The 13208-nt window shown below is 53.2% G+C and carries 9 protein-coding genes and 2 pseudogenes; 10 read left to right on the forward strand and 1 reads right to left on the reverse strand.

The genetic code is table 11. The annotated features are described in order from the left end of the window. Nucleotides 1-4 precede the first annotated feature (4 nt). From fusA (ACGHUK_RS05390) to tuf (ACGHUK_RS05435), 10 genes and pseudogenes are all read left to right on the forward strand, one after another. On the forward strand, nucleotides 5-2131 hold the full coding sequence (gene fusA / locus ACGHUK_RS05390) for an elongation factor G (RefSeq protein WP_097774838.1): 2127 nt from the start codon (nucleotides 5-7) through the stop codon (nucleotides 2129-2131). A 175-nt stretch (nucleotides 2132-2306) separates the two neighbouring features. Then, complete coding sequence (gene tuf, locus ACGHUK_RS05395) at nucleotides 2307-3488, forward strand: elongation factor Tu (RefSeq protein ID WP_390575395.1); 1182 nt, start codon at nucleotides 2307-2309, stop codon at nucleotides 3486-3488. Beyond that, nucleotides 3463-3726 (forward strand): annotated as a pseudogene (gene rpsL, locus ACGHUK_RS05400) (30S ribosomal protein S12); the annotation flags it as partial. The gene tuf (ACGHUK_RS05395) and the pseudogene rpsL (ACGHUK_RS05400), both read left to right, overlap by 26 nt. 161 nt (nucleotides 3727-3887) lie before the next feature. After that, a complete protein-coding gene (rpsG, locus tag ACGHUK_RS05405; RefSeq protein WP_005930552.1) occupies nucleotides 3888-4358 on the forward strand; it encodes a 30S ribosomal protein S7 in 471 nt (156 codons plus the stop codon). Nucleotides 4359-4382: 24 nt separating this feature from the next. Beyond that, a complete protein-coding gene (fusA, locus tag ACGHUK_RS05410) occupies nucleotides 4383-6509 on the forward strand; it encodes an elongation factor G (RefSeq protein ID WP_097774838.1) in 2127 nt (708 codons plus the stop codon). Between the two features lie 175 nt (nucleotides 6510-6684). Further along, nucleotides 6685-7866: an elongation factor Tu gene (tuf, locus tag ACGHUK_RS05415; protein ID WP_390575395.1), complete on the forward strand. Its 1182-nt coding sequence runs from the start codon at nucleotides 6685-6687 to the stop codon at nucleotides 7864-7866. Continuing rightward, nucleotides 7841-8104, forward strand: a pseudogene (gene rpsL, locus ACGHUK_RS05420) (30S ribosomal protein S12); the annotation flags it as partial. The gene tuf (ACGHUK_RS05415) and the pseudogene rpsL (ACGHUK_RS05420), both read left to right, overlap by 26 nt. Nucleotides 8105-8265: 161 nt before the next feature. Beyond that, complete coding sequence (rpsG, locus tag ACGHUK_RS05425; RefSeq protein ID WP_005930552.1) at nucleotides 8266-8736, forward strand: 30S ribosomal protein S7; 471 nt, start codon at nucleotides 8266-8268, stop codon at nucleotides 8734-8736. A gap of 24 nt (nucleotides 8737-8760) precedes the next feature. Continuing rightward, nucleotides 8761-10887, forward strand: a complete 2127-nt coding sequence (gene fusA / locus ACGHUK_RS05430; RefSeq protein ID WP_097774838.1) for an elongation factor G — start codon at nucleotides 8761-8763, stop codon at nucleotides 10885-10887. A 175-nt stretch (nucleotides 10888-11062) separates the two neighbouring features. Then, nucleotides 11063-12268 (forward strand): elongation factor Tu, encoded by a 1206-nt coding sequence (tuf, locus tag ACGHUK_RS05435; RefSeq protein ID WP_390575398.1) that lies wholly within the window; start codon nucleotides 11063-11065, stop codon nucleotides 12266-12268. Between the two features lie 257 nt (nucleotides 12269-12525). Here the strand turns inward: tuf (ACGHUK_RS05435) and ACGHUK_RS05440 are convergent, their stop codons facing one another. Then, on the reverse strand, nucleotides 12526-13008 hold the full coding sequence (locus ACGHUK_RS05440; RefSeq protein ID WP_008790928.1) for a helix-turn-helix transcriptional regulator: 483 nt from the start codon (nucleotides 13006-13008) through the stop codon (nucleotides 12526-12528). Nucleotides 13009-13208: the final 200 nt, after the last annotated feature.

A 13208-nucleotide genomic window follows, 5' to 3' on the forward strand; every position in this document is an offset into this window, starting at 1 on the left:
TTTCATGGCTACACCCAGAGAAGTTTCTCTTCAGATGACGAGAAATATCGGCATTATGGCCCACATTGATGCTGGTAAGACTACTACTACCGAGCGTATTCTGTACTACACCGGTATCAACCACAAGATCGGCGAAGTTCATGATGGCGGCGCTACCATGGACTGGATGGTTCAGGAGCAGGAGCGTGGTATCACCATCACTTCCGCTGCTACCACCTGCTACTGGAGCCACTCTGAGACCCAGAAGGATCCGGTTGCATTCAAGAAGAACCGTCACCGCATCAACATCATCGACACCCCGGGCCACGTGGACTTCACTGTTGAGGTCCAGCGTTCCCTGCGCGTGCTGGACGGTTCTGTGACCGTTCTGGCTGCAAAGGGCGGTGTTGAGCCGCAGTCTGAGACCGTCTGGCGTCAGGCTGACGAGTATAAGGTTCCCCGTATGGTGTACGTTAACAAGATGGACACCATGGGTGCCGACTTCTTCCGCTGCATCAAGATGCTGCACGATCGTCTGCACGCAAACGGCGTGGCAATCCAGCTGCCCATCGGTCAGGAGGATACCTTCCGCGGTATCGTTGACCTGGTCGATATGAACGCTGAGGTCTACTACGACGACATGGGCAACGACATGCGCACTGAGCCCATCCCCGAGGATATGCGTGAGCAGGCCGAGGAGTACCACAACATTCTGATCGAGGCTGTTGCTGAGAACGACGAAGAGCTCATGGAAAAGTACCTCGAGGGCGAGGAGATCACCCGTGCCGAGCTGAAGGCTGCGATCCGCAAGGAGACCATCGCTAACACGCTGGTTCCCGTTGTCTGCGGTTCTTCCTACAAGAACCGTGGTGTCCAGAAGCTGCTGGACGCTATCGTTGACTATATGCCCGCTCCTACCGATGTCCCTGACATCAAGGGCGTGAATCCCGAGACTGAGGAAGAGGAGACCCGTCCGTCTTCTGACGACGCTCCCTTCGCAGCTCTGGCCTTCAAGATCGCTACCGACCCGTTCGTTGGTAAGCTGGCATACTTCCGTGTTTACTCCGGTAAGGTTGAGGCAGGTACCACTGTCTACAACTCCGTGAAGGACAGCAAGGAGCGTATGGGCCGCATCCTGCAGATGCATTCTAACCACCGCAAGGATATCGACTGCTGCTACGCAGGTGATATCGCTGCTGTTGTCGGTCTGAAGAACACCACTACCGGTGACACTCTGTGTGATGAGAATCATCCCATCATTCTGGAGTCCATGAAGTTCCCCGAGCCTGTTATCCGCGTTGCCATCGAGCCTAAGACCAAGGCCGGCAACGAGAAGATGGGCATCGCGCTGGCAAAGCTGGCCGAAGAGGATCCGACCTTCAAGACCTACACTGACGAAGAGACCGGTCAGACCATCATCGCCGGTATGGGCGAGCTGCACCTGGAGATCATCGTTGACCGTCTGCTGCGTGAGTTCAAGGTTGAAGCAAACGTGGGTGCACCTCAGGTTGCTTACCGTGAGACCATCCGCAAAGAGGCCAACCAGGAGACCAAGTACGCACGTCAGTCCGGTGGTAAGGGCCAGTACGGTCATGTTAAGATCAAGATCGAGCCCAACGAGCCCGGCAAGGGTTACGAGTTCGTCAACGCCATCGTTGGCGGTGCCATCCCGAAGGAATACATCCCGGCTATCGACAACGGTATCCAGGGTGCTATGAAGTCCGGCGTTCTGGCTGGCTATCCTGTCGTTGATGTCAAGGTTACCCTGTGGGATGGTTCTTATCATGAGGTCGACTCCTCTGAAATGGCCTTCTCCATTGCTGGTTCTATGGCGTTCAAGGATGCTATGCGCAAGGCTGATCCCATCATCACTGAGCCTATCATGAAGGTTGCAGTTATCGTTCCCGATGAGTATCTGGGCGATGTTATCGGCGACCTGAATGCACGCCGTGGTCAGATCCAGGGCATGGAAGCTATGGCTGGTACTCAGCGCGTCAATGCATTTGTGCCTCTGGCTCAGATGTTCGGCTACGCTACCGACCTGCGTTCCAAGACTCAGGGCCGTGGCCAGTATGTCATGGAGCCGTCTCACTACGAGCCGGTGCCCAAGAACATTGCTGACCAGATCATTGCTGGCCGCACCAAGGGCTGATTCCTGAAAAATGGATAAAGATTTTGCCGGGGTAGTGTAACCTCGGCAAAATTTCCTGTAAAAGCACTTGATTTTACAGGGCAAATTTAGTAGAATAGCCTTGCAATGCAATGTCTGCATCTTGCAGGGTTGTTGTAACCAAATATCAAAACCTAAATTAAGGGAGGATATTCCAATGGCTGAAAAGGCAAAGTTCGACCGTTCTAAGCCGCATGTGAACATCGGCACCATCGGTCACGTTGACCACGGCAAGACCACTCTGACCGCCGCTATCACCAAGTACCTGGCTCTGAAGGGCGACGCAGACTTCATGGATTATGCCAACATCGATAAGGCTCCTGAGGAGCGTGCTCGTGGTATCACGATCAACTCCGCTCACGTTGAGTATCAGACCGACGCTCGTCACTATGCTCACGTTGACTGCCCGGGCCATGCTGACTACGTCAAGAACATGATCACTGGTGCTGCTCAGATGGACGGCGCTATCCTGGTCGTTGCTGCTACCGATGGTCCCATGCCCCAGACCCGTGAGCACATCCTGCTGGCTCGTCAGGTCGGCGTGCCCTATATCGTCGTGTTCATGAACAAGTGCGATATGGTCGACGACGAAGAGCTGCTGGATCTGGTTGAGATGGAGATCCGTGAGCTGCTGACCGAGTACGACTTCCCCGGCGACGACACCCCGATCATTCGTGGTTCCGCTCTGAAGGCTCTGGAGTCTACCTCCACTGATCCCAATGCTCCCGAGTATGCTTGCATCAAGGAGCTGATGGACGCTGTTGACACCTATATCCCCAACCCCGATCGTGAGGAAGACAAGCCCTTCCTGATGCCCATCGAGGATGTCATGACCATTTCTGGCCGTGGTACTGTTGCAACCGGTCGTGTTGAGCGTGGTATTGCTAAGGTTGGCGATGCTATGGAGATCGTCGGCATCAAGCCCGATCGTCTGAGCACCACCATTACCGGTCTGGAAATGTTCCGTAAGTCTCTGGACTTCGCTGAGGCTGGCGATAACATCGGCGCTCTGCTGCGTGGTGTTGATCGTACCCAGATCGAGCGTGGTCAGGTTCTGGCTAAGCCCGGTTCCGTGCACCCCCACAAGACCTTCGAGTCTCAGGTGTACGTTCTGACCAAGGACGAAGGCGGCCGTCACACCCCGTTCTTCTCCAACTATCGTCCTCAGTTCTACTTCCGCACCACCGACGTGACCGGTATCATCACTCTGCCCGAAGGCACTGAGATGTGCATGCCCGGCGATAACGTCATGATGCACGTTGAGCTGCTGACCCCTGTTGCTATGGAAGAGGGCCTGCGTTTCGCTATCCGTGAAGAAGCCCAACTCTGCTCTGCGTAAGGTTGCTCGTGTCCGCCTCACGAATGGTATCGAGGTCACCTCTTACATTCCCGGTATCGGCCATAACCTGCAGGAGCACTCCGTCGTGCTGATCCGTGGCGGTCGTGTTAAGGACCTGCCCGGTGTGCGTTACCACATCATCCGTGGTACCCTGGATACTCAGGGTGTGGCAGGCCGTAATCAGGCCCGCTCCAAGTACGGCGCAAAGCGTCCTAAGGCCGGTGCTGCAAAGAAGTAATTGAGGACAACCGCCATAAACGGCTTTCCATTATATAAATAACAAGTCCGCTTGCAAAGCGGAGGGCAACAGTTTATGTAAAGGTCAGCTCTTTGTGACACAACGGGAGTTTTATTACTTTCGAGTACCGATGATATCATTCTGTGAAGGAGGGAAGAAAGATGCCTAGAAGAGGTAACATTGCTAAGCGCGATGTCTTAGCTGATCCTATTTACAATTCCAAGATGGTCACTCGTCTGGTCAACAGCGTTATGCTGGATGGCAAGAAGGGCGTCGCTCAGAAGATCGTTTACGAAGCTTTCTCCATGATTCAGGAGAAGACCGGCAACGATCCTCTGGAGACTTTCGAGAAGGCGATGGAGAACATCATGCCCAGCCTCGAGTGCAAGACCCGCCGCGTTGGCGGTGCTAACTACCAGGTTCCTCTGGAAGTCAGCCCGGCTCGCCGCGAGACTCTGGGTCTGCGCTGGCTGACTGCCTACAGCCGCAGCCGTGGTGAGAAGACTATGGCTCAGCGTCTGGCTGCTGAAATCATGGATGCTGCCAACAACACTGGTAACGCCGTGAAGAAGCGTGAGGATACTCACAAGATGGCAGAGGCTAACAAGGCTTTCGCTCATTTCCGTTATTGATCTGTTCTGTAGGAGGTTAATTTCATGGCTACACCCAGAGAAGTTTCTCTTCAGATGACGAGAAATATCGGCATTATGGCCCACATTGATGCTGGTAAGACTACTACTACCGAGCGTATTCTGTACTACACCGGTATCAACCACAAGATCGGCGAAGTTCATGATGGCGGCGCTACCATGGACTGGATGGTTCAGGAGCAGGAGCGTGGTATCACCATCACTTCCGCTGCTACCACCTGCTACTGGAGCCACTCTGAGACCCAGAAGGATCCGGTTGCATTCAAGAAGAACCGTCACCGCATCAACATCATCGACACCCCGGGCCACGTGGACTTCACTGTTGAGGTCCAGCGTTCCCTGCGCGTGCTGGACGGTTCTGTGACCGTTCTGGCTGCAAAGGGCGGTGTTGAGCCGCAGTCTGAGACCGTCTGGCGTCAGGCTGACGAGTATAAGGTTCCCCGTATGGTGTACGTTAACAAGATGGACACCATGGGTGCCGACTTCTTCCGCTGCATCAAGATGCTGCACGATCGTCTGCACGCAAACGGCGTGGCAATCCAGCTGCCCATCGGTCAGGAGGATACCTTCCGCGGTATCGTTGACCTGGTCGATATGAACGCTGAGGTCTACTACGACGACATGGGCAACGACATGCGCACTGAGCCCATCCCCGAGGATATGCGTGAGCAGGCCGAGGAGTACCACAACATTCTGATCGAGGCTGTTGCTGAGAACGACGAAGAGCTCATGGAAAAGTACCTCGAGGGCGAGGAGATCACCCGTGCCGAGCTGAAGGCTGCGATCCGCAAGGAGACCATCGCTAACACGCTGGTTCCCGTTGTCTGCGGTTCTTCCTACAAGAACCGTGGTGTCCAGAAGCTGCTGGACGCTATCGTTGACTATATGCCCGCTCCTACCGATGTCCCTGACATCAAGGGCGTGAATCCCGAGACTGAGGAAGAGGAGACCCGTCCGTCTTCTGACGACGCTCCCTTCGCAGCTCTGGCCTTCAAGATCGCTACCGACCCGTTCGTTGGTAAGCTGGCATACTTCCGTGTTTACTCCGGTAAGGTTGAGGCAGGTACCACTGTCTACAACTCCGTGAAGGACAGCAAGGAGCGTATGGGCCGCATCCTGCAGATGCATTCTAACCACCGCAAGGATATCGACTGCTGCTACGCAGGTGATATCGCTGCTGTTGTCGGTCTGAAGAACACCACTACCGGTGACACTCTGTGTGATGAGAATCATCCCATCATTCTGGAGTCCATGAAGTTCCCCGAGCCTGTTATCCGCGTTGCCATCGAGCCTAAGACCAAGGCCGGCAACGAGAAGATGGGCATCGCGCTGGCAAAGCTGGCCGAAGAGGATCCGACCTTCAAGACCTACACTGACGAAGAGACCGGTCAGACCATCATCGCCGGTATGGGCGAGCTGCACCTGGAGATCATCGTTGACCGTCTGCTGCGTGAGTTCAAGGTTGAAGCAAACGTGGGTGCACCTCAGGTTGCTTACCGTGAGACCATCCGCAAAGAGGCCAACCAGGAGACCAAGTACGCACGTCAGTCCGGTGGTAAGGGCCAGTACGGTCATGTTAAGATCAAGATCGAGCCCAACGAGCCCGGCAAGGGTTACGAGTTCGTCAACGCCATCGTTGGCGGTGCCATCCCGAAGGAATACATCCCGGCTATCGACAACGGTATCCAGGGTGCTATGAAGTCCGGCGTTCTGGCTGGCTATCCTGTCGTTGATGTCAAGGTTACCCTGTGGGATGGTTCTTATCATGAGGTCGACTCCTCTGAAATGGCCTTCTCCATTGCTGGTTCTATGGCGTTCAAGGATGCTATGCGCAAGGCTGATCCCATCATCACTGAGCCTATCATGAAGGTTGCAGTTATCGTTCCCGATGAGTATCTGGGCGATGTTATCGGCGACCTGAATGCACGCCGTGGTCAGATCCAGGGCATGGAAGCTATGGCTGGTACTCAGCGCGTCAATGCATTTGTGCCTCTGGCTCAGATGTTCGGCTACGCTACCGACCTGCGTTCCAAGACTCAGGGCCGTGGCCAGTATGTCATGGAGCCGTCTCACTACGAGCCGGTGCCCAAGAACATTGCTGACCAGATCATTGCTGGCCGCACCAAGGGCTGATTCCTGAAAAATGGATAAAGATTTTGCCGGGGTAGTGTAACCTCGGCAAAATTTCCTGTAAAAGCACTTGATTTTACAGGGCAAATTTAGTAGAATAGCCTTGCAATGCAATGTCTGCATCTTGCAGGGTTGTTGTAACCAAATATCAAAACCTAAATTAAGGGAGGATATTCCAATGGCTGAAAAGGCAAAGTTCGACCGTTCTAAGCCGCATGTGAACATCGGCACCATCGGTCACGTTGACCACGGCAAGACCACTCTGACCGCCGCTATCACCAAGTACCTGGCTCTGAAGGGCGACGCAGACTTCATGGATTATGCCAACATCGATAAGGCTCCTGAGGAGCGTGCTCGTGGTATCACGATCAACTCCGCTCACGTTGAGTATCAGACCGACGCTCGTCACTATGCTCACGTTGACTGCCCGGGCCATGCTGACTACGTCAAGAACATGATCACTGGTGCTGCTCAGATGGACGGCGCTATCCTGGTCGTTGCTGCTACCGATGGTCCCATGCCCCAGACCCGTGAGCACATCCTGCTGGCTCGTCAGGTCGGCGTGCCCTATATCGTCGTGTTCATGAACAAGTGCGATATGGTCGACGACGAAGAGCTGCTGGATCTGGTTGAGATGGAGATCCGTGAGCTGCTGACCGAGTACGACTTCCCCGGCGACGACACCCCGATCATTCGTGGTTCCGCTCTGAAGGCTCTGGAGTCTACCTCCACTGATCCCAATGCTCCCGAGTATGCTTGCATCAAGGAGCTGATGGACGCTGTTGACACCTATATCCCCAACCCCGATCGTGAGGAAGACAAGCCCTTCCTGATGCCCATCGAGGATGTCATGACCATTTCTGGCCGTGGTACTGTTGCAACCGGTCGTGTTGAGCGTGGTATTGCTAAGGTTGGCGATGCTATGGAGATCGTCGGCATCAAGCCCGATCGTCTGAGCACCACCATTACCGGTCTGGAAATGTTCCGTAAGTCTCTGGACTTCGCTGAGGCTGGCGATAACATCGGCGCTCTGCTGCGTGGTGTTGATCGTACCCAGATCGAGCGTGGTCAGGTTCTGGCTAAGCCCGGTTCCGTGCACCCCCACAAGACCTTCGAGTCTCAGGTGTACGTTCTGACCAAGGACGAAGGCGGCCGTCACACCCCGTTCTTCTCCAACTATCGTCCTCAGTTCTACTTCCGCACCACCGACGTGACCGGTATCATCACTCTGCCCGAAGGCACTGAGATGTGCATGCCCGGCGATAACGTCATGATGCACGTTGAGCTGCTGACCCCTGTTGCTATGGAAGAGGGCCTGCGTTTCGCTATCCGTGAAGAAGCCCAACTCTGCTCTGCGTAAGGTTGCTCGTGTCCGCCTCACGAATGGTATCGAGGTCACCTCTTACATTCCCGGTATCGGCCATAACCTGCAGGAGCACTCCGTCGTGCTGATCCGTGGCGGTCGTGTTAAGGACCTGCCCGGTGTGCGTTACCACATCATCCGTGGTACCCTGGATACTCAGGGTGTGGCAGGCCGTAATCAGGCCCGCTCCAAGTACGGCGCAAAGCGTCCTAAGGCCGGTGCTGCAAAGAAGTAATTGAGGACAACCGCCATAAACGGCTTTCCATTATATAAATAACAAGTCCGCTTGCAAAGCGGAGGGCAACAGTTTATGTAAAGGTCAGCTCTTTGTGACACAACGGGAGTTTTATTACTTTCGAGTACCGATGATATCATTCTGTGAAGGAGGGAAGAAAGATGCCTAGAAGAGGTAACATTGCTAAGCGCGATGTCTTAGCTGATCCTATTTACAATTCCAAGATGGTCACTCGTCTGGTCAACAGCGTTATGCTGGATGGCAAGAAGGGCGTCGCTCAGAAGATCGTTTACGAAGCTTTCTCCATGATTCAGGAGAAGACCGGCAACGATCCTCTGGAGACTTTCGAGAAGGCGATGGAGAACATCATGCCCAGCCTCGAGTGCAAGACCCGCCGCGTTGGCGGTGCTAACTACCAGGTTCCTCTGGAAGTCAGCCCGGCTCGCCGCGAGACTCTGGGTCTGCGCTGGCTGACTGCCTACAGCCGCAGCCGTGGTGAGAAGACTATGGCTCAGCGTCTGGCTGCTGAAATCATGGATGCTGCCAACAACACTGGTAACGCCGTGAAGAAGCGTGAGGATACTCACAAGATGGCAGAGGCTAACAAGGCTTTCGCTCATTTCCGTTATTGATCTGTTCTGTAGGAGGTTAATTTCATGGCTACACCCAGAGAAGTTTCTCTTCAGATGACGAGAAATATCGGCATTATGGCCCACATTGATGCTGGTAAGACTACTACTACCGAGCGTATTCTGTACTACACCGGTATCAACCACAAGATCGGCGAAGTTCATGATGGCGGCGCTACCATGGACTGGATGGTTCAGGAGCAGGAGCGTGGTATCACCATCACTTCCGCTGCTACCACCTGCTACTGGAGCCACTCTGAGACCCAGAAGGATCCGGTTGCATTCAAGAAGAACCGTCACCGCATCAACATCATCGACACCCCGGGCCACGTGGACTTCACTGTTGAGGTCCAGCGTTCCCTGCGCGTGCTGGACGGTTCTGTGACCGTTCTGGCTGCAAAGGGCGGTGTTGAGCCGCAGTCTGAGACCGTCTGGCGTCAGGCTGACGAGTATAAGGTTCCCCGTATGGTGTACGTTAACAAGATGGACACCATGGGTGCCGACTTCTTCCGCTGCATCAAGATGCTGCACGATCGTCTGCACGCAAACGGCGTGGCAATCCAGCTGCCCATCGGTCAGGAGGATACCTTCCGCGGTATCGTTGACCTGGTCGATATGAACGCTGAGGTCTACTACGACGACATGGGCAACGACATGCGCACTGAGCCCATCCCCGAGGATATGCGTGAGCAGGCCGAGGAGTACCACAACATTCTGATCGAGGCTGTTGCTGAGAACGACGAAGAGCTCATGGAAAAGTACCTCGAGGGCGAGGAGATCACCCGTGCCGAGCTGAAGGCTGCGATCCGCAAGGAGACCATCGCTAACACGCTGGTTCCCGTTGTCTGCGGTTCTTCCTACAAGAACCGTGGTGTCCAGAAGCTGCTGGACGCTATCGTTGACTATATGCCCGCTCCTACCGATGTCCCTGACATCAAGGGCGTGAATCCCGAGACTGAGGAAGAGGAGACCCGTCCGTCTTCTGACGACGCTCCCTTCGCAGCTCTGGCCTTCAAGATCGCTACCGACCCGTTCGTTGGTAAGCTGGCATACTTCCGTGTTTACTCCGGTAAGGTTGAGGCAGGTACCACTGTCTACAACTCCGTGAAGGACAGCAAGGAGCGTATGGGCCGCATCCTGCAGATGCATTCTAACCACCGCAAGGATATCGACTGCTGCTACGCAGGTGATATCGCTGCTGTTGTCGGTCTGAAGAACACCACTACCGGTGACACTCTGTGTGATGAGAATCATCCCATCATTCTGGAGTCCATGAAGTTCCCCGAGCCTGTTATCCGCGTTGCCATCGAGCCTAAGACCAAGGCCGGCAACGAGAAGATGGGCATCGCGCTGGCAAAGCTGGCCGAAGAGGATCCGACCTTCAAGACCTACACTGACGAAGAGACCGGTCAGACCATCATCGCCGGTATGGGCGAGCTGCACCTGGAGATCATCGTTGACCGTCTGCTGCGTGAGTTCAAGGTTGAAGCAAACGTGGGTGCACCTCAGGTTGCTTACCGTGAGACCATCCGCAAAGAGGCCAACCAGGAGACCAAGTACGCACGTCAGTCCGGTGGTAAGGGCCAGTACGGTCATGTTAAGATCAAGATCGAGCCCAACGAGCCCGGCAAGGGTTACGAGTTCGTCAACGCCATCGTTGGCGGTGCCATCCCGAAGGAATACATCCCGGCTATCGACAACGGTATCCAGGGTGCTATGAAGTCCGGCGTTCTGGCTGGCTATCCTGTCGTTGATGTCAAGGTTACCCTGTGGGATGGTTCTTATCATGAGGTCGACTCCTCTGAAATGGCCTTCTCCATTGCTGGTTCTATGGCGTTCAAGGATGCTATGCGCAAGGCTGATCCCATCATCACTGAGCCTATCATGAAGGTTGCAGTTATCGTTCCCGATGAGTATCTGGGCGATGTTATCGGCGACCTGAATGCACGCCGTGGTCAGATCCAGGGCATGGAAGCTATGGCTGGTACTCAGCGCGTCAATGCATTTGTGCCTCTGGCTCAGATGTTCGGCTACGCTACCGACCTGCGTTCCAAGACTCAGGGCCGTGGCCAGTATGTCATGGAGCCGTCTCACTACGAGCCGGTGCCCAAGAACATTGCTGACCAGATCATTGCTGGCCGCACCAAGGGCTGATTCCTGAAAAATGGATAAAGATTTTGCCGGGGTAGTGTAACCTCGGCAAAATTTCCTGTAAAAGCACTTGATTTTACAGGGCAAATTTAGTAGAATAGCCTTGCAATGCAATGTCTGCATCTTGCAGGGTTGTTGTAACCAAATATCAAAACCTAAATTAAGGGAGGATATTCCAATGGCTGAAAAGGCAAAGTTCGACCGTTCTAAGCCGCATGTGAACATCGGCACCATCGGTCACGTTGACCACGGCAAGACCACTCTGACCGCCGCTATCACCAAGTACCTGGCTCTGAAGGGCGACGCAGACTTCATGGATTATGCCAACATCGATAAGGCTCCTGAGGAGCGTGCTCGTGGTATCACGATCAACTCCGCTCACGTTGAGTATCAGACCGACGCTCGTCACTATGCTCACGTTGACTGCCCGGGCCATGCTGACTACGTCAAGAACATGATCACTGGTGCTGCTCAGATGGACGGCGCTATCCTGGTCGTTGCTGCTACCGATGGTCCCATGCCCCAGACCCGTGAGCACATCCTGCTGGCTCGTCAGGTCGGCGTGCCCTATATCGTCGTGTTCATGAACAAGTGCGATATGGTCGACGACGAAGAGCTGCTGGATCTGGTTGAGATGGAGATCCGTGAGCTGCTGACCGAGTACGACTTCCCCGGCGACGACACCCCGATCATTCGTGGTTCCGCTCTGAAGGCTCTGGAGTCTACCTCCACTGATCCCAATGCTCCCGAGTATGCTTGCATCAAGGAGCTGATGGACGCTGTTGACACCTATATCCCCAACCCCGATCGTGAGGAAGACAAGCCCTTCCTGATGCCCATCGAGGATGTCATGACCATTTCTGGCCGTGGTACTGTTGCAACCGGTCGTGTTGAGCGTGGTATTGCTAAGGTTGGCGATGCTATGGAGATCGTCGGCATCAAGCCCGATCGTCTGAGCACCACCATTACCGGTCTGGAAATGTTCCGTAAGTCTCTGGACTTCGCTGAGGCTGGCGATAACATCGGCGCTCTGCTGCGTGGTGTTGATCGTACCCAGATCGAGCGTGGTCAGGTTCTGGCTAAGCCCGGTTCCGTGCACCCCCACAAGACCTTCGAGTCTCAGGTGTACGTTCTGACCAAGGACGAAGGCGGCCGTCACACCCCGTTCTTCTCCAACTATCGTCCTCAGTTCTACTTCCGCACCACCGACGTGACCGGTATCATCACTCTGCCCGAAGGCACTGAGATGTGCATGCCCGGCGATAACGTCATGATGCACGTTGAGCTGCTGACCCCTGTTGCTATGGAAGAGGGCCTGCGTTTCGCTATCCGTGAAGGTGGACGTACTGTTGGATCAGGACGTGTTGCTACAATCATCGAGTAATCACTGACTAATATATATTGAGTACCGCAAGGTACATTGTGTCCAAACGTAAGATACCCCGGAACCGTAAGGTTTCCGGGGTTTTTCTGTACTCTAAGAAAAGAATTATTCGTAAATTTATCAGGTTAGTAATAGTGAAACATTTATCAGCAAGATGAAATACAGATAAATTTATAATTAAAAAATAAGACCAGCGGTGCCAAAACGGTGCCAAAAAGAAACTCCTGCGAATGTTTGCTATTCACAGGAGTATTTTTTTACCAGCCTTTGATCTGTTTGATTTGTTCAGCACGTTCTGGATCACGATGATATTGTAATTTCAGACGGATAGTTTCCACAACTTCCTGTCTGGATTCATCATCAAGCTGATAGAACGATGTAAGCAGATTATCTACATCAGGCATACTGTTCTTACCGAAAAGGTACATCAGCGGATACATAGAATTTTTTAAGTAAGTCTTTACACGACTTGCGTCTAATGCTCCGTTCAAACCGTCTGGAAGTGTAGGATAAATCTCTTCTTCCTTAATTGTGCCAGAAAATGGACTGGCAGAACATATCTCATTCACATCAATTTGCAATTCATTCGCAAGTCTTAATGCAAAATCAAATCGAATATTGGAATCTTTTTGAATAATTGAATATAAGGTTGTAGCACTGATTCCGGTTGCCTTTGCAATTTTGCGGACATTTGTGCCTTTTTCATCAAGATATTTCTTTAAATTTTTACCGTCACCCATAGAATCCTCCTTTTTCATATATTAGAAAATTACGAAAAACATAAATCTATAAAATATCATAACACAGACGTGGAATAAAATAAAGAAAAAATAGTGTACGAAGTTCGTAAAAATGTGTTTACGAAATATTGACAACGATAGAAATACATGATATTATCAATTTACGAAAATCGTACAGATATAGAAATACAGTAAACGTA

The organism is Faecalibacterium sp. i25-0019-C1 (genome assembly GCF_042854225.1).
Lineage (GTDB): Bacteria > Bacillota > Clostridia > Oscillospirales > Ruminococcaceae > Faecalibacterium > Faecalibacterium taiwanense.

Coding starts and splice junctions, on each gene's coding strand:
- fusA (WP_097774838.1), top strand. CDS start 5: ATGGCTACACCCAGAGAAGTTTCTCTTCAGATGACGAGAAATATCGGC.
- tuf (WP_390575395.1), top strand. CDS start 2,307: ATGGCTGAAAAGGCAAAGTTCGACCGTTCTAAGCCGCATGTGAACATC.
- rpsG (WP_005930552.1), top strand. CDS start 3,888: ATGCCTAGAAGAGGTAACATTGCTAAGCGCGATGTCTTAGCTGATCCT.
- fusA (WP_097774838.1), top strand. CDS start 4,383: ATGGCTACACCCAGAGAAGTTTCTCTTCAGATGACGAGAAATATCGGC.
- tuf (WP_390575395.1), top strand. CDS start 6,685: ATGGCTGAAAAGGCAAAGTTCGACCGTTCTAAGCCGCATGTGAACATC.
- rpsG (WP_005930552.1), top strand. CDS start 8,266: ATGCCTAGAAGAGGTAACATTGCTAAGCGCGATGTCTTAGCTGATCCT.
- fusA (WP_097774838.1), top strand. CDS start 8,761: ATGGCTACACCCAGAGAAGTTTCTCTTCAGATGACGAGAAATATCGGC.
- tuf (WP_390575398.1), top strand. CDS start 11,063: ATGGCTGAAAAGGCAAAGTTCGACCGTTCTAAGCCGCATGTGAACATC.
- ACGHUK_RS05440 (WP_008790928.1), bottom strand. CDS start 13,008: ATGGGTGACGGTAAAAATTTAAAGAAATATCTTGATGAAAAAGGCACA.